Here is a 26,387-nt window from a genome sequence, read left to right as displayed (position 1 = left end):
CATGCGACGGAGTAAACGGACGGCCTGTGAACAAGCTCTAGAAGACCAGCTAACGAGCGAGACGTTCGGCGGCGTCGGCTATGGCCTTGTCAGTGGCGGTGGCGGAGAACCGCAGGTACTGCGGGGCTCCGTAGAACTCGCCAGGGCTGGCGATGATGCCGATTTCGGCGAGCGCCGCCATGTCCTGCCAGCAGTCGCCGGACTTGGCCTTGACCCATGCGTAGAGTGCACCGTCCGGCATGTTGACGGCGTACCCGTAGGCGCGCAGTGCGCCGACCAGTACACCGAGACGGTTGAGATACCGGTCATGCTGGATACGAACGGACTCGCGGTCGCGCAACGCGGCTGCCATCGCGGCCTGCACCGGCCCGGGGATGATCTGGCCGATCTGCTTGCGGTAGATGCTCATCGGCTTGACGATCGCGGGGTCGCCGGCGATGAACGCGGTACGGTATCCGGCCATGTTGGACTGCTTGCTCAGCGAGTACAACGAGAGCACGCCTTGCGACGACCCCCCGCACACTTCGGGGCTCAATGCGCACGGGGCCGCGATTCGGCCCAGTGCGTTCTTCTCGTCGGACGGCGAGGCCGAACTACCGGCCGCGCACGCATCGGACCGGTTCCAGACCGGCTGCCCCCAGGTCATGAGGGCATAGCATTCGTCGGACAGCACCACCGCACCGATCTCGCGCGCGGCGGCCACGATGCCGGCCATCTGCGACGCGGGCAGGATCTTGCCGGTCGGATTGCACGGCGAGTTGATCCAGATCGCCCGTACGCCCGGCACATGCTTCCACGAGTCGACGTCGGTCACGTCGTCGACCTTGAGCACGGTGGCGCCGGCAAGCTGCGTGCCGATCTCGTAGGTCGGGTACGACACGGTCGGCTGCACGACCACGTCGCCTTCACCCAAGCGCAGCAGGGAGGCCATCAGCGCGACCGCCTCCTTGGACCCGACCGTCGGCACCACGGCCGCGTCGACGGCGGCAAGGTCGACGCCGCGGCAGTCGCGGAACCACTCGGCGATCGCGGCCTGCAGGTCAGGGGTGCCGACGGTCACGGGGTATCCGTATGCGTTCGGGTCGTCGGACGCGTCTGCCAACGCCTGACGCACGGAGTCGGGCACCGGGTCGATCGGAGAACCGACCGACAGGTCGATCATGCCTCCGAACGCGGCTTTCGCGGTGCGCCTGTATGTCGCAAGGCGCGACCAGTCATACGGCGAGGCAAATTCGTGGAACCCCATGATGCTCCTTCTTGCGATACGGCTCGGGCGACCGTGGACGCCGGCCGGTAACGGCGATTTCTACACACATAGTAGCCGTGCGTGCCGGGACACAGCGCACGGCATCTGACAGGTAAGACGACGGCGGGCGTGCCACGCCGGCCGTATCACGCCGCGCCACCGAATCACGGCACAACGGCAATCCGCCGACGCATCACCGCCCCGGACCGCCCACGTCGGCAAAGCAGGCCATGCATACGACAATGGCCGCCGCATCATATGCGACGGCCATCATGCGTATATTCAGTCGAACCGTGGTCTCACTGGTTCTGCGGCGGCAGCGCGGCGACCTGTTCGGGATCCTTGCCAATCGGCCCGTGCGCCGAGGCGCCGCCGAAATCGCCGACCTCGGCGAAAAAGTTCACCGCGGCGTCCTTGTACCACGCCCACTCCTCCGGCAGATCATCCTCGTAGAAGATCGCCTCGGTCGGGCAGACCGGCTCGCACGCGCCGCAGTCGACGCACTCGTTCGGGTTGATGTACAGCGAGCGGGAGCCCTCGTAGATGCAGTCGACCGGGCACTCGTCCACGCAGGCCTTGTCCTTGACGTCCACGCAAGGCTGAGCGACAACGTATGGCATGGTTTCTCCTTCGTTTAAGCTCACTCCAGAGTAGTCCACACTTCGGACGCCCCGGACCGACCGACCGACGGCAACCAACGTCCGCCGCAGTGTCCGGATCATGCGTTGGCGGCGAGACTTCCCTCGTCCAGTTCGGCATCCAGCTCGCCGGTGCCGAGACGCGCGTGACGGTAGCTGTAGCCGAAGTACACGCAGAAACCGACGATCAGCCACACCACGAACCGGATCCATGTGAGCACCGACAGGTTCAGCATCAGCCACAGGTTCGCGAGCGCGATCAGGATCGGCACCCATGGGTTGCCCGGCATCTTGAACGCGCGCGGCAGCTCCGGACGCTTCTTGCGCATGATCGGGATGGAGATCGCGACCAGCGTGAACGCCGACAGCGTGCCGATGTTCACCATGTCGCTCAATACGCCGATGTCGAAGAACGCGGCGACCAGCGCGACCACGACGCCGACGCAGATCTGCAATGCGGCCGGCGTGCCGTGCTTGCCGGTCTTCGAGAGTCCTCGCGGCAGCAGACCGTCGCGGCTCATCGCGAACACGACGCGGGTCAATCCCAGCAGCAGCACCATCACCACGGTCGCAAGTCCCAGCACGATGCCGAAGCTGATGATCTTCGCGGCCCAGTTCGCGCCCACCAGTTCGAACGCGGTGGCCAGCGACGGGCTGTCCTGCGCGGCGAGATCCTTGTACGAGACCATGCCGGTGGTCACGATCGCGACGAGCATGTACATGATGATGATCAGCGCCATGCCCACGCCGATGCCCAGCGGCACGTTCTTCTTCGGATTGATAGTCTCCTCGGACGCGGTGGCAACCACGTCGAAGCCGATGAACGCGAAGAACACGAGCGCCGCGCCCGACAGGATGCCAGGCACGCCGTACACGCTCGGCGTCATGCCGGTGAGGAACTGCCACAACGGCTGGGTCATCTCGCCGGTGACCATCGAGCCGGACACGGCGGACGCCGGTTCGGACGGCGGGATGAACGGCGTGAAGTTGGACGCCTTGACGTAGAAGAAGCCGACGATGACGACGAAGAAGACGATGGCGATCTTGAGCACGGTCATCGCGCCGTCGACGCGCGCGCCGATCTTCGTACCGAACACGAGCAGCGTGGTGAAGAACGCGACGATGATGATCGGCGCGATATCGATGTGGAACGAGCCGAACGTGAGGTTCGTGTTCGCGTTCCATCCCATGAGCCGCATGAAGTCGTTGAGGTAGACGCCCCAGTATTTGCTGATGACCGATCCGGCCATGAGCATTTCGAGGATGAGGTCCCAGCCGATCACCCATGCCATGATCTCGCCGACCGTGGTGTAGGTGAACGTGTACGCGGAGCCGGCGACCGGGATCATGGACGCGAATTCGGCGTAGCACATGACGGCCGCGCCGCACACGATGCCGGCGATCAGGAAGCTGATGATGACGGCCGGGCCGGCGTGGAACGCGGCGGCCTGTGCACCGACCGAGAAGATGCCCGCGCCGACCGCGACGGCAACACCCATGATGGACAGATCCCACCATGTGAGATTACGTTTGAGCGAGCGGCCCTCCTCGCCGGTTTCGGCGATGGTTTGCTCGACTGATTTCGTGCGGAATATGTGCATGGACATGCGCTTCGCCTCTTCTCTGTCGGCGTCGTTTCGACTGGTGGTCGTGTGATTATCAACACTCGAGCATAAGCGAAGCGTGTTACATCGCGCAAGAACGAATCTCATCGGCACTCCGGGCAATCCGCAAGCCGAGAGGCATACTCCTACCGCAGATCAAGGCCGACGACGACCGGCTCGGGGACGAGACGGACGCCGAACGCGGCCTCGACACCGTCCTGCACGGAGCGCGCGAGGTCTGCGATATCGGCTGCGGTCGCGTTGCCGCGGTTGGTCAGAGCCAGCGTGTGCAACGTGGACAGGCTGGCGGTGGCCGCAGCCCCGTCGCCGATCGCGAATCCCTTGTGGAAGCCGGCGTGATCGATGAGCCATGCGGCAGACGTCTTGACACCAGGGGTGCCGTCCGGCAGCGTCGCGTCGAACCGCGGCGCGTCTTCGGGGAGCACGGCCGCCGCGTCGTCGGTCAGAATCGGGTTCATGAAGAAGCTGCCGCAGCTGTGACGGTTGTAATCGGGGGTGGATTCCTGCGCGCGTTGCGCGATCTCGATCTGATCGTCACGCTTCGTACCGGCCATCGCCGGATTCGCGTACCGGCCCGCATCCTCAAGCATGCCCTTGGCCGCACGGACCTTGAGCACCGCGTTGCGGATCGCCTTCGTCTCCATGCGGTCGCCCACCTCGACGCCGAGCGCCTTGGCGAGCTGACCATAGCCGACCGTGCCGGTCGCGCTGTGCCGAAGCGCGAACGTGACCGACAACACGATATAGCGCGGAGACGGGAAAAACTCGGCCGCCGGCGTCGCCGGAGCCGCGTACATGCTCGCCTTGAGCCGGCTCATGCGATAGCCGAAGCCCATGTCCACAGCCGGGATATCGAGCGTTTTCTTGTCCGCACGATCCCAGACCTCCACGGATTCGACCGTTGTGGCGACCTCCTGGCCGTATGCGCCGATGTTCTGCACGACTGACGCGCCGACCGTGCCGGGAATGCCGGACAGCCCCTCAACGCCCTCAAGTCCAAGTTCGACGGTGAACGCGACGAAATCGTCCCAGTTGCAGCCGGCTTCCGCATTGACGTGAACGATGCGCTCGCCGTTCTCGACCGGGGCGGCCTCGTCCGGCACGGTGATGCGACGGCGCGCATCACGCACGACCACACCGTCGAACGGCGCGTCGGCGACGAGCATGTTGGAGCCGCCGCCGATGACGCACAGCGGCAATCCGCGCGAATCCGCGTCCTCGACGGCTTCGATGACGCCGACGCGCGACGTGGGCTCGACAAAACGGGTGATCTTACCGCCGACACCGATAGTGGTGATATCCGCAAAAGAAGTCATGTGTGTCAGCATAAACAAAAAACCCGACCGGTGAAGGTCGGGTTTGAAAGCTTGATGCGGAACCGGCTCAGCGAGTCTCGCGGTGCACGGTCTGCTTGCCGCAGCGCGGGCAGAACTTCTTCAGCTCAAGACGATCCGGCGTGTTACGACGGTTCTTGGTCGTGATGTAGTTACGCTCCTTGCACTCGGTGCATGCCAGCGTGATGCCCGGACGGATCTCGGCGCTCTTGCTTGCCATTTGGTTCACCTCTTGTGTTCGTTGTCCATCGGCAGTTCCGCCGATATTTGTAGCGAGAAAGAGACTCGAACTCTTGACCTTACGATTATGAGTCGTACGCTCTAGCCAGCTGAGCTATCCCGCCAGAGAGCCCCGAGTGAGAATTGGACTCACGACCTCTTCCTTACCAAGGAAGTGCTCTACCACTGAGCTATCGGGGCGTGGCGGATAGTGGATTCGAACCACTGAAGCCGAAGCGACTGATTTACAGTCAGTTCCCTTTGACCGCTTGGGAAATCCGCCATGTTGTCTCAAGCGACCGGGGCCGCAATCGGCAACTCGAATAATATGCCATGACTCAGCGCCGAACGCAAGTCCACGCGTCTTACGGCGTGTCCCCAGTCATTGCAACGGTTTTACCGATGAAACAACGAGGGAGGCAGGAGAAGAAACTTTGCCCGGATATGGATCGGAAGACGGTTTCGGACGGTCTTCAGGTCGGCCAGTACGGCAATGACCGACTCGTGCAAGCCACCTGCCGACGCGACAGGCTGCGGCGACACGCCGAACGCGATGGCGGTTGCTTGATCGGCGATGCCGGTGAGCGGCTGGGCGGTACCGATCGCATCGGCGATTCGCTCGGCGATCGCGCGTTCGGTGTCGGACGGCCGCCAGCGGATGCCGGCGTCCCATGCCGTATCGCAGATCTCCGACCATGCGGCCAGCCATGCGCGGGCATCGCCGTCATCGCCGGCGTTCCTGCCGGAGTCTGAGACAGCGCCGATGCCGGCGATCAGCCGCAGTCTCCTGCGTCTTCTCAATGCCCGCACGATCGACGGAACCGCCGCCAGCCCGGCCAACACGGTCACGCCGAGTACCACCCACAGCGCGATCGCCAGCCATTTCGGCAGTTCCAGCCGGTTCCACCACGGCCGAGCCTGCTGCGCACCGGTTACGGCCGAACCGGACTGCTGTGTGGTACCGGACTGCGAACCGTCGGCATTCGTATCATCCTGCGTGTCGGATGCGTTCGGATCCGTCGCATCCGCACCACCACCGTTCGTATCGGCACCGGTCGAGTCCGGCGTGATCGTCGTCGTGACCGAATCCCCGGCGCTGCCGGTCGCGCCGGCCGAGGTCGTGCCGTCCTGCGACGCGCTGCCGTTGTCGACGGTCGCGGGCGTCACGTCGAACGGCACCCAGCCGACCCCGTCGATGTACGCGTCGACCCACGCATGCAGCTGTTTGGCCGCCACCTCGAACTCGCCGTCCGCGTTCGCCTTCTCGACGCCCGCGTTGTAGCCCATCACCATGCGCGTCGGCACGCCCATCGCCCGGCCCAGCACGGCGAGCGCCGACGCGTAGTGCGTGCAGTAGCCGGACTTCGAATCGAGGAAGCTGTTGATCACGTCGAGGTTCGACCGACCGTTGCCGTCGGGCGAGTTGAGCGAATACACGAAACCGTTGGCCGGATCGGTGAAGTAGTCGACCAGCCAACGCATCGCCGCGATCTGATGGTCGTAGCCGTCGCCATCGGTCGCCACACCGTCCGCCTTGGCCTGCTTGACGAGTGCGGTCACGTTCGCGGGCAGGTCGTCGGGCAGCGTGCGATAGTTCGACGCGGTGTTCCGGTCCATCGCCTGCACGGTGCTGAGTGCCGATCTGGCGTACTCGGCCTGTCTCGGCGCGTTGCTGCTGCTGGACAACATTTCGTACCCAAGCTCTTTGTACAGCTGGATGAGCTCCCTCCAGCGCATCGTGGACCGGCCCTCGATGGTATTCGCCCCGCCATCCAGCGCACCATCCGCATCGCCGGCCTGTACGTCGTCATCCGAGGAACTGTCCGCATCGGCCTCCGTGTTGTCCGGCTCGTCGACCGTCATTGCCAGCGCGATGCCGCCACCTTCCGAAAACATGATGCCGACCGTCTCATCCGATCCGATGCCGTAGTCCGTCAGGAAAGAATCGCTCAGTTCCAGCGAATACGTGGGTGTCGGAGTCGCGCCGTTGCGGCCGATGTATCCGGAGATTCCCGACACGCTGGCGACGGGGTTGCCCTGCTTGTCGGTCACCGAATCCCCGACCTCCGCCACGTTGGCGGCGGTGCCGGAGGAGTGAACCTCAAGCGGCATGACGAGCCATTGACCGTGTCGTTCGGCCAGTCCGTCTTCAATGGCCTGTTCGCGTGCGGCGGTGCGCTGCGACCACGGGACCGTGTTGTCCTGCGCCGTCTTTTCTATCTGCTGCTGGATGTCATGAACGTCGCCGATCCGCGTGAATCCGCTGGTTGATGAGATCGGTTGCAGGCCGATGCCGAGCGCACGGTAGTGCATGTCCTGCGTGGTGGTGGCCATGCGGCTGTAGATCGTGGAACCGGCCTGATCCCAGTCGGATCCGAGCCCGCCGATGCCGTTCATCAGCGAGTTGGTGACACCTGGCACGGGCAGGAAACGGGAGCTGAGCGTTTCGATGGTGATGCTGGCCATGTCGGTGTATTCCGAGGATCCGAAGAACATGGCGGCTTCCCCGCCGTCCGAGGCACCGGAACCCGAACCGGCGCCGACGCCCACGCCGGATCCGGAGCCCGCACCATACCCGGAGCCGGTGGGATCGTATTCGTAGGAGCCGATCGCGCCAGTGCCCGCACTGTCTGCGGTCGATCCGTACATGCCGAGATAGCCCATGTACAGGTAGTACGAGAGTGGATCGTCAGCGTTGCGATACCGGTCGTCGTCCGACATCATGTTGCTCGAGTCGAGGCCGAGTTGGATGCCGGAACCGTACAGGTTCGCGTCCTTGGCGAGCGCCTCGTCGAAGCTCCACGTGTCGCCGTTGAAGCCGTCGAGCGTGGTCATGCGCAGGTAGGTGCGTTTCGTCGCGCGGTAGGTGAGCACGATGGAGTCGGAGCCGGCCTGGAGCGAACGTTTGAGGTCGACCATCGGATTGATCGTATTCGCCGAGAGCAAGCCGGTCGAGTCGCCGAACGACATGGGCACGGCTTCGGCCAGGCTGACGGCGGGCGTGGTCAGGGCGAGCGTGACGGCGGTGACGAGCGCGGTGACAGCGGCGGGCGTGGGTGCGAACGTTCGCTCGGGCCGGGTCTGCCAGAGCGCGATCAGGAACATGGGTATGATCAGCGCGATCTGCCACCAGTCGGTCTGCCGTCCGATGAGCGCATAGTTCGACGCGAGCACGATGACCGGCAGGACGGCGAACGCCGGGGCCGTGCGGCGCGCGACCAGGATCAGGCGGATGACGATGACGACGACGGCGACCGCGAGGATCAGGATGATGTCACCGTATTCGTCGACGGTGAGCGGCGGCAGCTGCGAATCGAGCGAGTCGAAGCCGCGTTCGAACACGTCCCGCACGACGCCGAGCGGTGTGACTCGTTGGACACTGGTGACCGTTCCGGTGGCGTTGCGCGCGGCCAGGGTCGCGGCTTCCGCATTGACCCGACGGAATGCGGCGGAGTCGAACAACCACAGTTGCGTTATGTCGTGGATGCGGACGACGACGAGAGTCACGGCAGCAACGAGGGTCGCGATGATGACGGATGCGGCGCGGACGGCGTAGCGCAGTCGGGATCGCGAGGGAACGTTCGATTCGACGGCGACGACCGCGAGCGCGGCGAGCGCGAACCACGGCCAGTATCCGGTGGCGGCGACCAGTCCGGTGAGCGAGACGACCGACAGCTCGCAGAAGACCAGCAGGGCGGCTGCAGTGAGAGCGCGGGAGACGAGAGCCGTTCTCTTGTCATTTCGAACGGACGCAACCGCTCTTCCCCTGTCATTCCGAGCGAGCGAAGCGAGTCGAGCAATCTTCCGCTCCGGAATAACGGGAGCGGCGGCGGTTTCGATGACGCGCAGATGATCAGTTCCAACGGCCTGGCGCAGGGCCGTGGCCAGCTCTCCCTGCGGATGTGGCGTGAGCAGCCGCACGCCGACCGCACCAGTCTGCCGCATCGCGATTTCAGCCACGTGTGCGGCGAGCCGGTCGGGCGCGGCGCCCATCTGCGGAGCATCCGTCGCAGCAACATCAGTCGCGGCGGAATCCTGCGTTTTGTCGGGCTGCGTCTGCCTGGCCGCATCATCGGCCGTCACACTCCCGTCCGTCGAGATCGGTGACATCGCGGCCAACAGTCGCGCGCAATCCTCGGCATCATCCGCGAATCGTATGCCGTCCGTCACGATCAGTCGGCAATCCATCGACGTCGATTCCAGCAACGGCAGCACTTGTTCGACCTGCGCGTCGATCTGCGCGTCCGTTATCCCCGCCGATCTTGCGTCAAGCATGACGATCGTGGAGACGCGTATGTCACGACCGGTTTCGCGGGTCATGAGCTCGCCGCGATGTGCAGTGGCCTTCCACGAGATGAGTTTCGGCGGGTCTCCTGGCGTGTACGCACGCACGCCGCCCGTGTTCTCGGACTGCGTCAGCCCCTGCAATCGTTGGTCGGCCATGCGCTGACCGGATGCCGGCTGCGTGGGCACGTCGGGCAGTACGATCCGCTCGTCGCGGTCGGGCAGCAGGCGCGATGCCGACCACAGGCCGAACGGGTCATGCCAGCGTGCGAATATGGCCGCGCGACGGTACAGGCCGCGCGACGAGCCGATATCGCCAACCATGCGGGCGACAACGCCACCGTCCTGATCAAGTCGCTCGTACTGGCTGCGGACGCGCATCGCGCGCGGCAACAGCACTCGTGCGAGCCGCGGGGCCGATTGCGGCACGTCGACAAGCCCGCGACGCTCGTCGATCAGTGCGACGCCGTACCGCCCGACAAGCCGCCATTGCGTAACGGCAAGGATCAGCGAACAGCCGAACGTCACCGCGACCGCAACCGCGGCGGCCATGAGCGCACGGTCATCCAGCAGCAACCCCATAAACAGGAATCCGGCGGCAAACACGACCGCGGCGACGCCGGCCACGCTAGGCCGGATCGTACCGTGCGTGCGCCAATGGCGGGGATGTCGTCCGAACAACCGCTGACGGGACCGCGAACGGGCACGACGATGAGACTGTCGGGTGCGCTGCATGGTCTGCTCCCGCCGTCAGAGCCGATCAGGACGCGGCACCGCGACCGTGCCGACCAGATCGGCGACGAGTCGGCGCGCACGTTCCATCGAGGAGAACCCGTAGCCGGCGTTGTCGAGCACCAGACGGTGTGCGAGCACGGGTACGGCGAGCGCCTGCACATCGTCGGGGGTCACGAACGAACGCCCGGCGGCGATCGCACGGGCCCGCGACATCGCGGCCAGATGGAGGCTGCCACGCGGCGACGCACCGTATTTGACGCCGTCCATCGTGCGTGTGGCCGAGACCAGCGTGACGATGTAGTCGGCCACGGCGGCGCTTACGGTCACCTGTTCGGCGGCGTGGCGGATCGCGAGCACGTCGTCGGTCGAGCAGACCTGCGCGAGTCCCTCCAACGGACGCAGCATGTGCGATCCGGTGAGCATCGCGGATTCGGCGGCGGCGCTCGGATAGCCGAAGCTCGTGCACGCCATGAAGCGGTCGAGCTGCGCCTCAGGCAGCGGGTAGGTGCCTTCGAGCTCGATCGGATTCTGCGTGGCGACGACGAAATATGGATCGGGCAGCTCGTGCGTGGACCCGTCGACGCTGATCTGGCGCTCGCCCATCGCCTCGAGCATGGCCGATTGAGCCTTCGGGTTCGCGCGGTTCACCTCGTCGGCGATGACGATGTTCGCGAACAGCGGGCCGGGATGGAAGTCGAAACGGCCGGTTCCTTGCGAATAGACGCTCACGCCGGTCAGATCGGACGGCAGCAGGTCGGGAGTGAACTGGATGCGGCGCGATTCGCCGCCGATCGCGATGCTCATCGCACGGGCGAGCGTGGTCTTGCCGACGCCGGGCACGTCCTCGAGCAGCAGGTGACCACCAGCGACGAACGTGGTGATGGCCAGGTCGATGACCTCGCGGGAGCATGAAAGCACGCCGGCGAGCGCCTCGGACAGCGCGGCGATGGTGGTCGACGGCGTTGCGCCGGTCGACGACGCCACGGCATCGGTGGCAGCTGGATTGTCGAGATCGTTCCGCCGATCAACCGTATCGGCCTGTGCGCCACCCTGCATAAGTCCCCCAATCAACATCGATTATCCGCTGTCCAGCTTAGCAGTGAGGATGCAGCGTTTCGCTGCCGGCAGACCATACGCGACACAACCGCCACAACTGTTCCCACGTGGCGGAAAACGCTTGTTGAGACACCACTGAGCGAGCGAAAACCGCCGCGCACGGAAACGCCACATCACTCCCAGCGCATACAAAAATCCCGCCCGGCGGAATGCCGAACGGGATCAGATACGATACCGCGCTGTGCGCACGTATCTCAGCCGAGGATGGCGAGAATGTCGCGAGCGGAGACGATCAGGTAGTCCTCGCCCTCGTAGTGGACTTCGGTGCCGCCGTACTTGGAGTACAGCACCTTGTCGCCGACCTTGACGTCCATCGGGATGCGCTCGCCCTTGTCGTCGCGGCGGCCCGGGCCGACAGCCAGGACTTCGCCCTGCTGCGGCTTCTCCTTGGCGTTGTCCGGGATGTACAGACCGGAAGCGGTCTTGGTCTCGGCCTCAGCCTGCTTGACGATGATCTTGTCTTCCAACGGTGTGAGCTTGATCGACACTGTAGGTCACCTCGTATATCTAGTAAAAACCAGTATGTCCGCGCCAGAGAACCGTGAGGCGAGAGGCTGACGATCACCCGCCGCGCTTCTCCTTTGCGCTGCTACACATCGTAGCGCGGTTTTTAGCACTCTGCCAACTCGAGTGCTAACGCTGAGAGTGAAACGCCCCGGAAACGGCGAAAGGCTCCCGTTCGGGAGCCTCATGTGCTGCGGTGTCGGCCTCGTATGGCCGGCCTCGTGCGGTCAGACAGATCGGCGAGCGAGGATCGCCTCGAGACCGTTGCCCAGCGAGTCGGACGTCGCCTCGGGTGCGTCGACCGCACCCTGTTCTTCCGAAGCGTGGAAGGCGGCCGTGTCGTTGACCGTTTCGGCGGTCTGATCAGACTTGGTCGCATCATCGGCCGGTGTGGCGTCTTCGGTCGGTTCGACTGCCGGCTCGGCGACGGACTCGGCCGCGTTCTGCTCGACCGGCACGGCCTTGGCGACCTGCTTGGCCGACTTGATCTCCAAACTTTCCGGCGCGGGGACGGACACGTCCACGCCGTTGCGCGGCGTACCCAGCGAGAACGAGATCAGATCCTGTCCGGACGCCATGTCGAACGCATCGAGCGCGCGGGACGGGCTCACATGGGCCAGTTCGCTCGTCTCGTCCGGCACCTGCTCATCGGATTGGACGGATTCGCTCGTCGAGACGACCTGGGCTGATTCCGCGACGGAATCGACCGGCAGCTCGTCGGCGATAGTGGCCTGGGACGGGTCGGAGGATTCCCGCACCGGCTCGGTTGCAACCTGAGCGGCTGCCCGTTCCTCGTTCCGGCGACGGGCCTCGCGCTCGGCGAACGCCTGCGCCTGTTCGCGACGTGCCTGTTCCAAGGCTCGCCTGATCTCGCGCTGTTCCATCACATGCGTGTCCGGTTCGTCCACGCGGGTCTGAACCGCACCGTCAACCGAGGCCGCACCGCTGGCCGGCTTCACATCATGGATCTGCCGGGCAGCTTGCGCCGCGGATTCAACTACCGTCTGCGCCGGCGTCTTCTTGGCTTTTCTGGTCTGTGCACGCGAGGCGGCGACCTTGCGCTCCCATGCGCGGGCCTGAGCCGCGGCGCGGGCGCCCAACGCGACCACCACCAACGTCAGGGTGAACGGGATCAACGCGAACAACGGGCTGAACTTGAGCGGGAAAGCGATGGCGAGCACCACGACGGTGATGGCCAGCAGCGACACGACAAGCATACGGCGACGACGAATCGCTGCGCGACGAAGCTGCCGCACACGGGCGACACGTTCCGCCGTGTATTTCGGGTCAGACTGCATAATAATCCCTTTCGCCTGCGGCGTGTGCTCGTCACAGAACCGCGTGCCATCGTTTGCACTGATCAGGTGCAGCGACGACGAGTACTTGTCCTCACGGTGCTCCGCCACTTTTCTCATGCCTTTGGCCGTCCGCACAGGCAGCCAGCCAACCATGATGATTACGAATATCGCCAGTACCACCACAGCACTTAACGACTCGTAACCCATGCCCTTAAGAATAGGAGAGGCCGGGCACAAATCGAGAATTGCGCTCGGGCGTGTCGTGAACGTGTCGCAAACGCGCCGCGAGCAGACGGGTCACGCGCTCCGCCGAGCCGCCATCAGCCGGGCCGCGAAGCCCTCCCCCGCGTCCTCGGCGAGCAGGCTGTACGTTTCGTGGTCGCGCCACCGACCATTGATGTACATGTATTTGGGGCGCAATCCCTCGTGATGCGCGCCGATCTTCTCGACCACGCGGCGCGAACGATAGTTCTCGGGCAGGATCGCGATCTCGAGCCGGTGCAGCCTCGGGCCGTCCGGATCGGCGAGCGCCCAGTCGGCGAGCAGGGCGAGCGCGAGCGGCGCGAAGCCGTGGCCGGCGACCTGCCGCGACACCCAGTAGCCGACGACACCGGTGCGCATCGAACCGTAGCTGATCGCGCCGAGCGAGATCTGGCCGACGATGCGGCCGTTGTGGATGATGCCGAACAGTGCGCCTGCACCCTGTTCCTCGCTGCGACGTTGACGTTGGATCCACGTGTTGAAAGTGAGCGGCGCGCCGTGCGTCGGGTCGCCGGAATCCCAGGGGGCGAGCCAGTCGCGATTGTCCCAGCGAACGGCGTTCCACTCGTCCTCGTCGTCGAGGGTCAGCGGGCGCAAGTAAATCGGCGGCTGCGCGGCGACGCCACCCGACGCGACGATCACCGGCCGTTCGGGCAGCCGCGCGGGCATACGGATCGCCGGCGCATCCGAGGGGTGGAAAACCGCCCGCAACGATTGGAAAACTGACACGCCCCCATTGTGCCACGATGACATCGCCGGCGAGCGTGCGATGGTGCAGTGTGGTACAACGTGCGTATGCAGAACATGCGGATACAGCCGGACGGGATCGGCCGTGCGGCGGACGATATGAGCGGCGAGGCCGAACGCAAGCGGGCGTTGCGCAAGGCGGCGATCGCGCGACGCAAGTCGGTGCCGCTCGAGGATCGCGCTCGGGCCGGCGAACGGCTGGCGGCCGTCTCGCAATCGTTGATCGCACAGTATGGGGCGGGCAACACGGTGGCCGCGTATGTGTCGATGGGCAGCGAGATTCCGATGCAATCGTTGCTGCAAGCGTTGCTGGAGCGAGGCGTGCGGCTGCTGGTGCCGATGCTGGGCAGCGGCATGGACGTGGGCTGGGGCGAGCTGGCGTCGCTGGATGATCTGCGCGCGGTCGGCGGCGATGCGACGCCGGCGAGAGGCGGCATGTCTGATCGTCTCGCGTCCTCCCCGCGTAAGCATACGCGTCCTGACGAGCCGGTGCATACGCGCGTATTCAGCAAGGAGGCATTGCGCGACGCCGATCTGGTCATCCTGCCCGCGCTCATGGTCGATCATGCCGGCACACGACTCGGTCGCGGCGGCGGCTGGTACGATCGTGCGCTCGAATGGCTTGATCCGGCCGCACACACCGTCACGGTCTGCTGGCCCTGGGAGGTCGTGGAGGGCCCGCTTCCCCGCGAGGCGCACGACATCCCGGTCGAATCCGCGCTGACGCCGGACGGGCTGCTGACGTTGCGCTGACAACGTGTGCGGCGGCGGGCGAATCCCGTCGGTGTGCGCGTTCACGGCGGCCATGTCCAGCCATGCGAGAACTTCTGTCGCTGCTGTCGGGCTTGCGATTAGGATAATGATTCGTTGAGTATCGTGATGAACCGTTTGACGTGGAGGAAGAGCCGTGCCTACGTACCATTACCGTTGCAAGAGCTGTAACTACGATTTCACCGAGCAGCAGTCGTTCAGCGACGACCCGATCACCGTCTGCCCCCAGTGCGGCAAGGAGCAGGTGCGCAAGGTGTTCTCCGCCGTACCCATCGAGTTCAAGGGCAGCGGATTCTACCGCACCGATAGCGGTTCGGGTTCCAAGTCCAAGTGACCTCGACACGCCGGAATGTGGATAACTCGACCTTTCGACCACATACCCCGTTTCGGCTTGCGTAATGCATTTCGCATCCGTCATCATCATGAGATGGTGACGGATTTTTTTGATTCGCTGGGCCGCTTGGTCGGACCGGCAAGGAGTCTGCGACGACGCAGATTCACGTATGCGATGCGGCGGGTCGCGTGTGCGGCCGCGGCCGGTTTGACGATGCTCGCCACGCTGATGTGCGTGCTGGGGACGGTGGCCACGCGCACGGTGGTGGTTGCCGCAGTCGATATCGAGCGGGGCACGGCGATCGAGACCGGTATGCTGCGATTGGCTGAATGGCCGATCGGCGATGGCGCTGTGCTGGAGGACGCGCTCGATTCGTTGGACGGTCTGCGTGGGATCGCGCAGGTCGACATCGTCGCCGGACAGCCGATGTACCGTCCGATGATTCGCGACCAGCCGACGATACCGGACGGATTCACCGTGGTGGAGGTGCGTCTGGCGAGTGATGGGGACGCGCTGATGAACGGTGATGAGATCGCGTTGGCTTCGGCTACGGGATGTACGGATGCGGCCGATGACGGGCCGAGTTCAGATGCCTGTGTGCTGGTGGAACGGGCCGTGGTGATGCGTTTAGGTACGAGCGCAGGACGTACCTCGAACGGCTATGCGGCCGTGTCCACGACACCGCTGGCCATGAGCGCCGTGGACGCGTTGCGGGTGATGGCCGCACAGGAGGCCGGCGCCATCGTGGCAGTGACGCGGTAGCGAGGTCGCGCGACGCGCTTGCGCGCTGCGTCCCAATCCAACTCCCTCCGCGAGAGGCGAGCAGTTGTTTGAGAACTCAAGAGTGGACAGCCCCTGCAGCCGAGGGGCTGAGGCTCCGCCGGCTGGTATCGCCGTGGTACGGCGATACCATAGCATGTTCAGCGCTTGTCGTTGAAGATGTCCCAATGCGCCGAGCCGTCAAACAGACAGTCCAGTGGACTGTCTGTAGGCGAGGTGAGCGAGTTGCAAGACAGGCAACTCGCGAAGGCCGCCGCATTGGGGTATCTTCAGCGCTTGTCGTTGAAGATACCCCAATGCGGCGGCAGCTCTCCGAGGATGCGCTTGTCGTCGTCGGCGTCGCGCTGGGCGGCGGTGGTCATGTCGCCGGGTTCGAGCTTGACGCCGTCGGCGTCGAACAGTTCGGTGCCATGAAACACCACACGCCGGTGCTTGCGCGTGGTGCGGCGATTGGGATCATAGGCGGGCTGATCGTTCATCGCGTCTCCTGGTACAGTTCGCTGATGCGCGAGACGATGCGGTCGACTTCCTTGTCCGGGTTGACGAACGCGGCAACGCTCCACACGGTCATGACCGACCATCCCAACGTCGTCAGGTTCTGCATCATGAGACGGTGACGGTCGCGCGTGGACTGGGTGCTCATGAACTGCACATCGTCGGTCAGCACGGCCAACGCGAACGGCTTGCCGTTGACACCTACGACCAACGGGATGCGCAGGCCACGGTCAAACCCGTAGTTGACGGCCACGTTCAGCCCGCGCATACGCAGTCTCTCAGCCAGATCGTCGAACAGCACGTTGCCGTCGATCGGAGCCGGCGAGGCGCTGACCGAATCCTGCGTGAGCTGGCCGGCCCATTCAAGCACGGCCTTGAGCATCTTCGGACCGCTCTGGTGAATGCGATCCTCGTCCAGATCGGCCGCCGTGAACGCGGCGGTGATGTCCACGTTGCGGTCGGCGAGCGCGAGCGCGTCGAGCAGCAGGTTCTGCCCGTTCTCAATCTCCAGCGTGCCGAACTGCTGCAGCAGCCATCCGTGCGTGGTCTTGGCGTAGCTGATCGCGACGATCGCGTCGGTGGCGTGTGCCCCGGCGACCTCGGTAATGTTCACGATGCGTACGTGGCGCAGGAATCGTCCCATCGTCTTGTCGCGCGAAGCCAGCGTCTTCAGTTCGGCGCCGAGCCGTGAACGGAACGTGTCGGTCAGGCTCACAACGGTCAGCACGTAGCTTGCAGGCACGATGGTGAAGGTGCCGGCGCGCTCAGTGATGAGACGCACGACTTCCTCGATCTCCTGCTGGCTGGATTCGACCAGACCGGAGCTCATCACCGGCACACCGCTGCCGTCGACGGGATGGAATCGCACGTACCCCTGCACGGTGGCCGCGTCGTGGCTCACCTCGCCGTAGCCGTGCGTCTCGAGGAACGCGGTGAGCTTGGGCGAGCGGCGCACCGGATGCGTGCCGGCCTCGACCCCGGGCAGCAGCCCGATGAGCTTGGCGAGAGACGCTGACGTGACCGTGGCGCGGTGCGCGAGCACGACCACGCTGCGGGCGCGGGCGAGGATCGTAAGCAGTTCGATGGAGGGCATATGCGCGCCGGCGTCGATGATGACGACGTCGGCGACCGGGGCCGGGCCGGTGAGTGCGGCTAGCGTGGACGGGGTCGCGATGAGAATGGGCTTGGCGGCGGCGAGAATCTGTCCGTAGTCGCGCTGCACGCGCGCGAACGAGGCGCGCGACGCCGATCCCGCGAGCACCGTATGCAGCTGGTTCGCCTCCTGTGTACGAGAGAACAGCAGATCGGACAGTTTGCGCATGGATTCCTGCGCGACCATCGGGCCGATCGAGCGCACATGCTCGACGTCGACCTGCGCGAACCGGTCGGCTGCGGCCTGCATGGCCGAACCGTCCTGGTTCGAGATGATCGCGGACGACTGCACGATGTTCTCGAACACGGTCGTCCACCATGCGAGCTGCAGTTCGCCGGCGACCGCATCCGCGCCGACGCGACGGTTGTGCAGGTCGTCGACCAGCTCGGTCAATCCGACCGACTGGAACTCCTGTTCCAGGCAGCAGCGTTCCGGCAGGGTGTCGAGCGCGTGACGGTCGTCGTAGAGCGCCTTGAGCCGCGTCTCGACGTCGTTGAAGTCCACCGCATCGATATTGCCGCCGGCCGGGGTAGTCGCCAGCACCGTGTCAAGCGCGGTCATGCCGGCCGACAGGGCTTCCTGCGTCTCGATGATCGAATCAAGCTTGGGCGGCAGCACCGGCCAGCCGCCGTGCGGCACGAACATGCGCCACTGGTCGGCCTGCTTGGAGACGACCTTGAGCGCCTCGTGCAGGTTCTCGACCTGGGCGCCGACGCGCAGCAGACTCTTGGCCTCCTTGATGTGGCGGCGACGCTCCCAGAAGCCCATCGACGTGCCTTCGGCCTTGCGTTCGGCCTTCGGCTTGCTCGCCTCGATCATCGAGTCGATGTCGCGTTCGAAGATCTCGGGCTGGAACACGTCGAGCACGCGGCGCAGGTTCTTAAGCACCATGACCTGCCGACCCCATTCGCGCGCCGTGTTCGGCACGGGGAACCCGCACGCCTGCACGGTGGACGTGACCTGTTCGCGCGTGGCGGGCAGCAGCTTGTTGAGCAGGTCGACCACATGTTGGTAAGCGTTGATCGCCTCTTCCTCGCTGTTGAGCGAGGCCTTGAACCATGCGGTGTCCTCCGGTCCGATGGTGAATTCGCCGAGCTCGGCGGCACGGCGCAGCTTGCCGGCCCATTCGTCCAGGTTCGCGGCGACCGAGTGCGCGGCCTGCGGCTGCAGGCGCACGTGCGTGGCCGGATGCGTGGGCAGCGCGGCGATGTTGGCGAGGTTCTGGATGGTCTGGTATGCGGAGACGCCCCACTGCTCGTTGGTGCCGTGCAGGTCGCCGAGGTATCGGGTCAGACGCGAGCGCACACCGACGAGTTCGTCGGCAAGCTGGTCGAAACGAGAGGATGCGACCCCCGGATGGAAGCCGACCGCGGCGATGAGCTGGCGGTCGATGTCGGATGCGGCCTTCGCGTCGGCGATGTCGAGCATCTGCCCGCCCATCTCGCCTTCGCGCACCGCCTGCTGGAAGCGGCGTTTCTGATCGGCCACGCACGGCACATACAGCACGGTACGTCCGGTCATCACGCAGCGAGACGCGATCGCGGCCGCCTGGTCGGCACTGTCCTTGCCGACCTCGCTGTCGACGAACAGGCTGCGCCCGGTCGCGGCCATGTTCGCCGCGTACCGCACTGTGTTGTCGACGTCGCCGATCTCGTATTCGGTGTGCGGATCGGCGTCGAACGGGCTGTAATCGGGCATTGCCTCGCCGTTGAGCTCACCGGTCGCGTCCTCGTATCCGGCGAGTGCGTCGAGCATGCGGTTGCCGCTGTGGCCCTGTTCGAGCTGGTCGATGATGCGCTGGCTTTCGGCAAGCACCATCGACGAGGGATCGACGAAGCAGCCGACGACAAGCTGGCGCTCGATCGTGAAGTCGGGGAACGCGACGGTCGCCAAGTCGGTGATCGCGCCGAACACCGCGGCGGTGTCGGGCGTGCCGTTCGCGTAGTGCGAGCCGTCGAACAGATCGTCGGCGCTCACCGTCACGCCGTGCTCACGCATCGCCGCGACGAACGCCGGATTGAGTTCAACCCGTCCGGTGAAGCGGATCGTCGCACGCAGGCCGTTCTCGTCGCGCGTCACGTCGACCGGATACAGCAGGACGGGCATCTGGTTGCCGTCCCAGTCGGCCACGCCGACCGCGAGCGAGAGCTCGGATACACCGCTGACGCGTGCTCGCGTGGCCTTGTCGTCCAGCACGCGTTCGATGCGGCGACCGGCGGCGCGGCGCATGGCCGTGTCGCGGAACAACGCGTCCATCGGGGCGTGGCCACTGGCGAACAGCTGGGCGATGCCGGAGGGATGCGCATGCGTCAGGTCGAGCTTGACGTTGAGCTGTCCGATGTTCTCCAGCGGCGAGGGATCGAGCCCGTCGCGGTACTGCTCACGCCAGGCGCGGATGTCGGCCAACGCGGCGTTCGTGGTGTTCTCACTCATGGATCATGGCCTCACTTGCCTACCGCATGGCGGTATTCCTGGTATCCGGGATTGTCGGCGAGCGCCGCGTCGATGTCGGCGTCGCCTCGGGCCGACAGCCATGCGTACAGGTCGTCGTACAGCGACGGGTTCATGGCGAGGAACGGCAGCAGCTGACGATGAGCCGCCATGCTGAACTGCACGGTGAAGTCGGTGGTGCGCTTGGCCTCGTCGGAGGTCAGCCCGTCGATCTCGACGGTGGGTTCGGGCTTACGGAACTCGCCCTTGGCGACACGGTCGAACACCGAACCCGGTTCGAACACCGGGGTGTACGCGGCGGTCGTCTCCGGCTCGGACGATTCGCCTGCCGACGGCTGCACGGACTGCACGGACTGTTCGTCCGCCGGCTGCGTTACCGGCTGCACGGACTGCTGGTCATCCTGTGTGGCCGGACGGAAGCGCGCATCCGACGATTCACCTACCGGTTGATCGTCCGATGCCGTCGACTCGGACTGCACAGCGGTTTCGGGTTGCACAGCGGTCTCGGGTTGCGTGGCAGTCTCGGGCTGCACAGCGGTTTCGGACGGCGTTGCCGTCTGGGCGTCGGTCGGATGGGGATCGAAGGTGTCGAGCGGCGTGGTGTCGAGCACCGGGATACGGGTCGCCACCGGCAGCGTCGCCTCGTCGGCGCTCTGCGTGGCCTGATCGGTCTTCGGCATCTCGATGCCGTCCGCGGTCACGCCTGACGTGGTCGACAACGCGTCCACGAACAGGTCGCGCGGCTCTTCGCGCTTGGGCTGCTCGACGTGCAGCGGCACGGGGTTGGCGATGGCGACCGGGCGATTCGGGTCATCGACCGGTGCGACCATCGGCGTGAAACTCTGCAGAGCGGCCGCGCGCAGTGCCTTGGTGCGCGCCTCCACGCTACTCGCGTCGAACGCGCTGGTCGGCTCGCCGGCACGCAGGTCGAGGATGTCGTCGACCGACATGTCGGCCACGTCGGGTTCTGCAGGCTTGCCGTCGTCGGTCGCGTATTCGAACAGATCGGTCACGGACGGTTCGGGTTCCGCCGTCTCCTCGACCTGTACGAAATCGACCGGCACGTCGCCGAACTGCATGCGCACCGCCGCGGACGGCATCGGGAAATCCACGTCCGCCGGCAGACGCACCAGTCGGCCGTCGTCGCGTACCAGGTACGTGCCGTTCGTCGAACGCATGTCGCGCAGCGTCGCCGATCCGTTCGTCAGCACACGCAGCACCGCGTGACGTTTGGACATCGAACGGGTCTCGTCGTTCACTTCGAACCGCGCAGTACCGTCATCCGGCAGCGGACGGATCGGCTTGCGTCCGATCTCCAGGCTTTCGGACGGCAGCACGCTCACCTGATCGCAGCCCTTGACCTTCACCAGCCACCTGCGAGACCGCTGTTCATCACTCACCGCGCAGCCTTCCTTTCTGCCTTCCACGGGACTTCTGCCAATATGCTACGTGCCATTGTGTCATGTTTCTCTCGACATTGCGCGTTTATTCGCAAAAACCCCGCCTCCGCGCGTGCAGCGCGATGACGGGGTATTCGCAAAAGCTTGGTAATGTGCGGGCTTCACTCCCGCGTGCATTACTTGAGCTCGACGGTGGCGCCAGCCTCTTCCAGCTGAGCCTTGGCCTTCTCGGCGTCTTCCTTCTTGGCCTTCTCGAGGACGGCCTTTGGAGCGCCGTCCACCAGAGCCTTGGCCTCGGCCAGGCCAGCGTTGGTGATGGCCTTGACGGCCTTGATGACCTGGATCTTCTTGTCGCCGACAGCGGTCAGGACGACGTCGAACTCGGTCTTCTCCTCTTCCTCAGCGGCAGCGCCAGCGGCCGGAGCGGCGGCGACGGCGGCGACCGGAGCGGCAGCCTCGACGTCGAACTTCTCCTCGAAGGCCTTGACGAACTCGGAGAGCTCGACGAGGGTCATTTCACCGAAAGCTTCCAGCAGCTCTTCGTTGGTGTACTTAGCCATGATGGCTTCCTTTCATTCTGGCGGCGGCCTGCACGTTCTCGCCGGCGCACCGTCTCAATGTTTTGTTTGTTTTCCGAATGGTTCATGCGGCAAGCCGCATGGGGATCAAGCTGCCTTTTCCTGCTTCTCGCGCAGGGCGTCGATAGTACGCACGGCCTTGGTCGGCAGAGCGACGAACAGGTACGCGGCCTTGGAGGTCGTGGCCTTGAGGTCGCCGGCGAACTTGGCGAGCAGCTGCGGGCGAGACATCATGTCCGCCAGCTTCTTCGCACCCTCGCCGTCGTAGACGGTGCCATCGGCATAGCCGCCCGAGATAACGAGAGCCTTGTTGGTCTTGGCAAAGTCACGCAGGACCTTCGCAGCCTCAATGAAGTCGCCCTTCACGAAGGTGATGGCGGTCGGGCCCTTGAGCAGGTCGTCAAGACCCTCAATGCCCGCTTCCTTGGCGGCGATACGCGCCAGCGTGTTCTTAGCCACAGTGTAGGAAGTATCGCGGCCTAGCTTTTCGCGCAGTTCGGAAACCTGCGGAACGGTAAGCCCGCGGTACTCGGTCAGGTAGACGGCATCGGCGTTACGGAACTGCTCCGTAAGCTGAGCGACCACCGCTTCCTTTTCGGGCCTCTTCATGGCGTTCCTTCCTAGATCGGCCGTTGATCTTCTCGGTTCGGAACCCCGGGCTGTCAGGGTAATAAAAAAGCCCTGCGCACAGGCAGAGCAACATCTACCGCGTTTCGTTTTGGCGACATGCGGCATCCCGCGAACGGGCACACATTTCTCAACCTGCGCTGGCCTGGCGAACCAAACTTCGTGGGACTTGCATCCCAAACCAACGGTCTGTGGTTTACGAATAGATAAAGTACGCCCGGGTCTTGACTTCCGTCAAACCCGGGCGTGTCGTCGCTCCCCATGATTGCACGAAGCGCAATATCGCCACACAAACGAACGTGGGTCAGGGATATATGATGTCCGGCCGTAAGACTTGGCCGAGCGGCCTGGAGCGTGCCGGACGTCATATATCCCTGACCCACGTGGTCACGGGATCATATCGCTCAGTCAGCGGATCACAGCTCGTAATCCTTGTCCTTGCTCTCCTTGATCAGGAACAGGGCGACCAAAGCGAGCGCGGCCATCACGGCCAGGTACCAGCCGACCGACATCACGCCGTGCGTCTCGACCAGCCAGGTCGCCAGCGACGGGGCGAACGCGCCGCCGAAGATCGCGGCGAGGTTGTAGCTCAGGCCGGCACCGGAGTAGCGCACGTTCGTCGGGAACAGCTCGGGCAGGTACGCGCCGCACGGTCCGAACAGGCCGCCCATGAACACGAAGCCGATGCACAGGAACAGCATGATCGTCACCGAATTGTGCTGCAGCAGGGCCGGGGCGAAGAAGCTGAAGATCAGCGTGCCCGCGGTGAAGAAGATCAGCGTCTTCTTGCGACCGTACTTATCCGCGGCGAGGCAGCCGACGACGATGAACGCGGCGAAGAAGAACACGGAGACCATCTGCATGCCGAGATACTGCGGCTGGGTGAAGTTCAGGCCGGACACGCCGTAGCTCAGCGACCAGGTGCCGAGGATGTAGAACAGCGTGTAGGTGATGCCCATCGCGACCGTGCCCAGCAGGACTTCCTTCCAGTACGGCAGCAGGTCGGCGAGCGGGTGCTTGGAGGTGCGCTTCTCGGCGGCGGCCTTCGCGAAGATCGGGGTCTCGCTCATGCGCTCACGCACGTACAGGCCGATGATGACCAGCACCGCGGACAGCAGGAACGGGATACGCCAGCCGAACGCGAGCATCTGATCCTTGCTCAGCGTGGTGGTCAGCAGCAGGTTGATGCCGTACGCGCAGAAGAAGCCGATCGGGGCGCCGAGGTTCGGGAAGGAACCGTACAGCGCGCGCTTGTTGGCGGGCGCGTTCTCGGTGGCGACCAGCGCGGCGCCGGACCATTCGCCGGCGAGGCCGATGCCCTGGCAGGCGCGGCACAGGCACAGGATGACCACGGCCCACGCACCGATCTGCTCATAGCCGGGCAGCAGACCGACGACGAACGTGGAGATGCCCATCGTCATCAGCGCGATGACCAGCGTCTTCTTGCGGCCCATCTTGTCGCCGAAGTGGCCGAACAGCAGAGAGCCGAACGGGCGGGCAAGGAACGAGACGGCGAACGTGACGAACGCCATCAGCGTGGCCAGGGCCGGGTTGGACTTGGCGACGGACGTGAAGAAAATCGTGCCGAAATAGCTTGCGGCGGCGATGGAATAGCAGTAGTTGTCGTAGAACTCGATTGCGGTGCCGACCATCGACGCGGCGATGATCTCTGGCACGGAATCGCGCTTCGTGGTAGCTTGCGACAGCGACGCGGTTGCGGACATGATGCGTCTCTTCCCCTCATTGATTGGTGATCGCGGCCGCGGGTCTGCTGTTGCTTGCGCGGCGGTCGCGTGAGATAACGCACTGGGTATGCGACATCCGCATCAGGGGCTTTTGGCCAGCGGTGCCGCACACCGCTGTGCTGGTACACGAGTGTGGCCGATAACCGGTCATCAAGGATAGGTTTGACCACATAGTGAACGGCAGCAATGCCTCGTCACGTCGTGGATGCGAAAAATCCCCGCGGGAAACTCCCACGGGGATTGCGCAGAGCGGATCAGTGGATCATCAGTAGATCAGGATCACAGCACCGCGTTGAGGATGAAGTCGAGCACGAACAGGATCGCCACGACCCAGATCACCGGGTGCACCTTGTTCGCCTTCTTCTTGCAGGTCATCACGATGCAGTACATGATGAAGCCGCCGGCGATGCCGTACGAGATCGAGTACGAGAACGCCATGAACACGGCCGCGAAGAACGCCGGAATCGCCTCGGTGATGTCGGCCCAGTCGATCTCCTTGAGCGAGGCGGCCATCATGCAGCCGACGATCACGAGCACGCCAGCGGTCGCGGCGGACGGCACGGCGGAGATGATCGGAGACAGGAACGCGGACAGCGCGAAGCAGATCGCGACGACCACGGAGGTCAGGCCGGTGCGGCCGCCCGCCGCGATGCCCGCGGAGGACTCGACGTACGTGGTGGTGTTCGAGGTGCCGCAGATCGCGCCGATCGAGGTGGCGATGGAGTCGGCGAACAGGGCCTTGTCCATCTTCGAGGAGAAGCCGGAGCCGTTCTCGAGGGCCTTCTCGTCGGCCTCGGAGAAGATGCCGGTGCGGCGGCCGGTGCCGATGAACGTGCCGATCGTGTCGAACGTGTCGGACATGGAGAACGCGAAGATCGTGACGATCACGAGCGGCAGGCGCGCGACGTCGGAGAACAGGGCCGGGAAGCCGGCACCGGTGAAGATCACGCCGAAGGTCTGCGGCAGCTGGGCGAACGTGTCGCCGATGGAGACGGACTGGCCGAAGTTGGTCACGCCGAACGGGATGCCGACGATCGTGGTGATGGCGATGGCGAGCAGCATGCCGCCCTTGACCTTGAGCACGGTAAAGACGATCGCGAGGAACAGGCCGATGAGGAACACCCACAGCACCTTGTTGTCGAATGCGGCAAGGCCCGGGGTCGCGGCGGTGGCGAGACCCTTGCCGGCTAACTTCGCGTCCTTCGGCGTGAAGGTGATCAGGCCGACGTTGAGCATGCCGACGTACGCGACGAACAGGCCGATGCCGCCGCCGATCGCATGCTGCAGGGTCTCCGGGATCGCCTGGATGATCATCTTACGAATCTTGGTGACGGTGATGATGATGTTGATCAGGCCGCACAGGAACACCATGCACAGCGTCTCCTGCCAGGAGAAGCCCAGGCCGAAGCAGACGGTGTAGGTGAAGAACGCGTTGAGGCCCATGCCGGCGGCCTGCGCGTACGGCACGTTGGCGAACAGACCCATGACGAGCGTGCCGATGATGGCCGCGATGATCGTGGCGAGGAACACGCCGCCCCACGGCATGCCCGTCTGGCTCAGGATCTGCGGGTTGACGACGATGATGTAGCTCATCGCGAAGAACGTGGTCAGACCGGCCATGACCTCGGTGGACACGGTGGTGCCGTTCTCCTTCAAATGGAAGAACTTCTCCATATATCTCTGCTTCCTTTTCGTGGGTTGTTAGGGGCCGGTCGTGCGGTGTGCGCCCGCGGCGGCGGACGGATGCCGACGACCCACGGCCCCGGCGAGAATCGCGACTCGCCGTACGTCCGTTTTGTCGAACGCGCCCACGATAGCACCGTCACAAGTCATGGAGGTTTCGTGAACGAAATCCGCATCGTGAGCCCCGGCACAGGCCGACGCCCGACTCGGTTATTCCAATCCGCGCCAGCAATCGGGCCACAAGTCCGAAAACGCGGAAAGCCCCGCACGAGGCGGGGCTTTCCGAAAACATGCGGGACGGCTTAATCCGTCGCGCGATCAATCCTGCAACAACGGACTCGTCTACGACGAGGCTCAGATCAA

Annotated in this window: 20 protein-coding genes and 3 tRNA genes; 3 read left to right on the top strand and 20 right to left on the bottom strand. The window is 64.7% G+C overall.

The features are described from left to right. Window positions 1–49 precede the first annotated feature (49 nt). The 13 genes from dapC to KIH76_RS04940 all read right to left on the bottom strand — a co-directional run bounded on the left by dapC (window position 50) and on the right by KIH76_RS04940 (window position 13,989). On the bottom strand, window positions 50–1,246 hold the full coding sequence (dapC, locus tag KIH76_RS05000) for a succinyldiaminopimelate transaminase (RefSeq protein WP_214372541.1): 1,197 nt from the start codon (window positions 1,244–1,246) through the stop codon (window positions 50–52). 299 nt (window positions 1,247–1,545) lie between these two features. Further along, on the bottom strand, window positions 1,546–1,866 hold the full coding sequence (fdxA, locus tag KIH76_RS04995; RefSeq protein WP_151916205.1) for a ferredoxin: 321 nt from the start codon (window positions 1,864–1,866) through the stop codon (window positions 1,546–1,548). Between the two features lie 98 nt (window positions 1,867–1,964). After that, window positions 1,965–3,485 carry an amino acid permease gene (locus tag KIH76_RS04990; protein ID WP_219069777.1) on the bottom strand — a complete coding sequence of 507 codons (1,521 nt, stop codon included), beginning with the start codon at window positions 3,483–3,485 and terminating at the stop codon, window positions 1,965–1,967. A 149-nt stretch (window positions 3,486–3,634) separates the two neighbouring features. Continuing rightward, window positions 3,635–4,825 carry a UDP-N-acetylmuramate dehydrogenase gene (locus KIH76_RS04985; RefSeq protein ID WP_214372542.1) on the bottom strand — a complete coding sequence of 397 codons (1,191 nt, stop codon included), beginning with the start codon at window positions 4,823–4,825 and terminating at the stop codon, window positions 3,635–3,637. A 67-nt stretch (window positions 4,826–4,892) separates the two neighbouring features. Beyond that, a complete protein-coding gene (gene rpmG / locus KIH76_RS04980) occupies window positions 4,893–5,063 on the bottom strand; it encodes a 50S ribosomal protein L33 (protein WP_152359166.1) in 171 nt (56 codons plus the stop codon). A gap of 50 nt (window positions 5,064–5,113) precedes the next feature. Beyond that, window positions 5,114–5,187, bottom strand: a tRNA-Met gene (locus tag KIH76_RS04975). A 4-nt stretch (window positions 5,188–5,191) separates the two neighbouring features. After that, window positions 5,192–5,263 (bottom strand) — tRNA-Thr (locus KIH76_RS04970). Window position 5,264: 1 nt separating this feature from the next. Further along, window positions 5,265–5,345, bottom strand: a tRNA-Tyr gene (locus tag KIH76_RS04965). 113 nt (window positions 5,346–5,458) lie between these two features. Beyond that, window positions 5,459–9,928 carry a transglutaminaseTgpA domain-containing protein gene (locus KIH76_RS04960; protein WP_219069627.1) on the bottom strand — a complete coding sequence of 1,490 codons (4,470 nt, stop codon included), beginning with the start codon at window positions 9,926–9,928 and terminating at the stop codon, window positions 5,459–5,461. A 168-nt stretch (window positions 9,929–10,096) separates the two neighbouring features. Then, window positions 10,097–11,137, bottom strand: coding sequence for an AAA family ATPase (locus KIH76_RS04955; RefSeq protein WP_214372544.1), 1,041 nt, complete (start codon window positions 11,135–11,137; stop codon window positions 10,097–10,099). Window positions 11,138–11,391: 254 nt separating this feature from the next. After that, complete coding sequence (gene groES / locus KIH76_RS04950) at window positions 11,392–11,685, bottom strand: co-chaperone GroES (protein ID WP_094730336.1); 294 nt, start codon at window positions 11,683–11,685, stop codon at window positions 11,392–11,394. 243 nt (window positions 11,686–11,928) lie between these two features. Further along, a complete protein-coding gene (locus KIH76_RS04945; RefSeq protein WP_214372545.1) occupies window positions 11,929–13,206 on the bottom strand; it encodes a hypothetical protein in 1,278 nt (425 codons plus the stop codon). A 90-nt stretch (window positions 13,207–13,296) separates the two neighbouring features. After that, complete coding sequence (locus KIH76_RS04940; protein ID WP_420829252.1) at window positions 13,297–13,989, bottom strand: GNAT family N-acetyltransferase; 693 nt, start codon at window positions 13,987–13,989, stop codon at window positions 13,297–13,299. A 66-nt stretch (window positions 13,990–14,055) separates the two neighbouring features. Between KIH76_RS04940 and KIH76_RS04935 the strand changes: the two genes are divergently transcribed. The 3 genes from KIH76_RS04935 (at window position 14,056) to KIH76_RS04925 (ending at window position 15,874) form a co-directional block, all read left to right on the top strand. Beyond that, on the top strand, window positions 14,056–14,760 hold the full coding sequence (locus KIH76_RS04935; protein WP_236036832.1) for a 5-formyltetrahydrofolate cyclo-ligase: 705 nt from the start codon (window positions 14,056–14,058) through the stop codon (window positions 14,758–14,760). A gap of 154 nt (window positions 14,761–14,914) precedes the next feature. Further along, window positions 14,915–15,112 carry an FmdB family zinc ribbon protein gene (locus KIH76_RS04930; RefSeq protein WP_214372548.1) on the top strand — a complete coding sequence of 66 codons (198 nt, stop codon included), beginning with the start codon at window positions 14,915–14,917 and terminating at the stop codon, window positions 15,110–15,112. A 96-nt stretch (window positions 15,113–15,208) separates the two neighbouring features. Further along, window positions 15,209–15,874: an SAF domain-containing protein gene (locus tag KIH76_RS04925; protein ID WP_219069625.1), complete on the top strand. Its 666-nt coding sequence runs from the start codon at window positions 15,209–15,211 to the stop codon at window positions 15,872–15,874. 287 nt (window positions 15,875–16,161) lie between these two features. Here the strand turns inward: KIH76_RS04925 and KIH76_RS04920 are convergent, their stop codons facing one another. The 7 genes from KIH76_RS04920 to KIH76_RS04890 all read right to left on the bottom strand — a co-directional run bounded on the left by KIH76_RS04920 (window position 16,162) and on the right by KIH76_RS04890 (window position 26,015). Continuing rightward, on the bottom strand, window positions 16,162–16,371 hold the full coding sequence (locus KIH76_RS04920) for a hypothetical protein (RefSeq protein ID WP_214372550.1): 210 nt from the start codon (window positions 16,369–16,371) through the stop codon (window positions 16,162–16,164). Then, window positions 16,368–19,973 (bottom strand): helicase, encoded by a 3,606-nt coding sequence (locus tag KIH76_RS04915; protein ID WP_219069623.1) that lies wholly within the window; start codon window positions 19,971–19,973, stop codon window positions 16,368–16,370. The genes KIH76_RS04920 and KIH76_RS04915 overlap by 4 nt, the downstream gene beginning before the upstream one ends. Before the next feature lie 11 nt (window positions 19,974–19,984). Further along, on the bottom strand, window positions 19,985–21,391 hold the full coding sequence (locus KIH76_RS04910; protein WP_219069621.1) for a variant leucine-rich repeat-containing protein: 1,407 nt from the start codon (window positions 21,389–21,391) through the stop codon (window positions 19,985–19,987). A gap of 176 nt (window positions 21,392–21,567) precedes the next feature. Beyond that, window positions 21,568–21,951: a 50S ribosomal protein L7/L12 gene (rplL, locus tag KIH76_RS04905; RefSeq protein ID WP_219069619.1), complete on the bottom strand. Its 384-nt coding sequence runs from the start codon at window positions 21,949–21,951 to the stop codon at window positions 21,568–21,570. Window positions 21,952–22,056: 105 nt separating this feature from the next. Further along, window positions 22,057–22,578, bottom strand: a complete 522-nt coding sequence (gene rplJ / locus KIH76_RS04900; protein ID WP_214372553.1) for a 50S ribosomal protein L10 — start codon at window positions 22,576–22,578, stop codon at window positions 22,057–22,059. Window positions 22,579–23,012: 434 nt separating this feature from the next. Beyond that, the gene (locus KIH76_RS04895) at window positions 23,013–24,320 is read right to left on the bottom strand and encodes an MFS transporter (protein WP_219069617.1); all 1,308 of its coding nucleotides are present in this window, start codon (window positions 24,318–24,320) and stop codon (window positions 23,013–23,015) included. A 300-nt stretch (window positions 24,321–24,620) separates the two neighbouring features. After that, on the bottom strand, window positions 24,621–26,015 hold the full coding sequence (locus KIH76_RS04890) for an NCS2 family permease (RefSeq protein ID WP_219069615.1): 1,395 nt from the start codon (window positions 26,013–26,015) through the stop codon (window positions 24,621–24,623). Window positions 26,016–26,387 lie beyond the last annotated feature (372 nt).

Origin of the sequence: Bifidobacterium simiiventris, assembly GCF_019331715.1 — a bacterium.
GTDB lineage: Bacteria > Actinomycetota > Actinomycetes > Actinomycetales > Bifidobacteriaceae > Bifidobacterium > Bifidobacterium simiiventris.
This window is presented reverse-complemented; position numbering and strand designations above follow the sequence as displayed.

Coding starts and splice junctions, on each gene's coding strand:
- KIH76_RS04895 (WP_219069617.1), bottom strand. CDS start 24,320: ATGTCCGCAACCGCGTCGCTGTCGCAAGCTACCACGAAGCGCGATTCC.
- KIH76_RS04990 (WP_219069777.1), bottom strand. CDS start 3,485: ATGCACATATTCCGCACGAAATCAGTCGAGCAAACCATCGCCGAAACC.
- KIH76_RS04915 (WP_219069623.1), bottom strand. CDS start 19,973: ATGAGTGAGAACACCACGAACGCCGCGTTGGCCGACATCCGCGCCTGG.
- KIH76_RS04920 (WP_214372550.1), bottom strand. CDS start 16,371: ATGAACGATCAGCCCGCCTATGATCCCAATCGCCGCACCACGCGCAAG.
- rplJ (WP_214372553.1), bottom strand. CDS start 22,578: ATGAAGAGGCCCGAAAAGGAAGCGGTGGTCGCTCAGCTTACGGAGCAG.
- KIH76_RS04985 (WP_214372542.1), bottom strand. CDS start 4,825: ATGACTTCTTTTGCGGATATCACCACTATCGGTGTCGGCGGTAAGATC.
- KIH76_RS04890 (WP_219069615.1), bottom strand. CDS start 26,015: ATGGAGAAGTTCTTCCATTTGAAGGAGAACGGCACCACCGTGTCCACC.
- KIH76_RS04945 (WP_214372545.1), bottom strand. CDS start 13,206: ATGGGTTACGAGTCGTTAAGTGCTGTGGTGGTACTGGCGATATTCGTA.
- fdxA (WP_151916205.1), bottom strand. CDS start 1,866: ATGCCATACGTTGTCGCTCAGCCTTGCGTGGACGTCAAGGACAAGGCC.
- rpmG (WP_152359166.1), bottom strand. CDS start 5,063: ATGGCAAGCAAGAGCGCCGAGATCCGTCCGGGCATCACGCTGGCATGC.
- dapC (WP_214372541.1), bottom strand. CDS start 1,246: ATGGGGTTCCACGAATTTGCCTCGCCGTATGACTGGTCGCGCCTTGCG.
- KIH76_RS04955 (WP_214372544.1), bottom strand. CDS start 11,137: ATGCAGGGTGGCGCACAGGCCGATACGGTTGATCGGCGGAACGATCTC.
- rplL (WP_219069619.1), bottom strand. CDS start 21,951: ATGGCTAAGTACACCAACGAAGAGCTGCTGGAAGCTTTCGGTGAAATG.
- KIH76_RS04960 (WP_219069627.1), bottom strand. CDS start 9,928: ATGGGGTTGCTGCTGGATGACCGTGCGCTCATGGCCGCCGCGGTTGCG.
- KIH76_RS04935 (WP_236036832.1), top strand. CDS start 14,056: ATGCAGAACATGCGGATACAGCCGGACGGGATCGGCCGTGCGGCGGAC.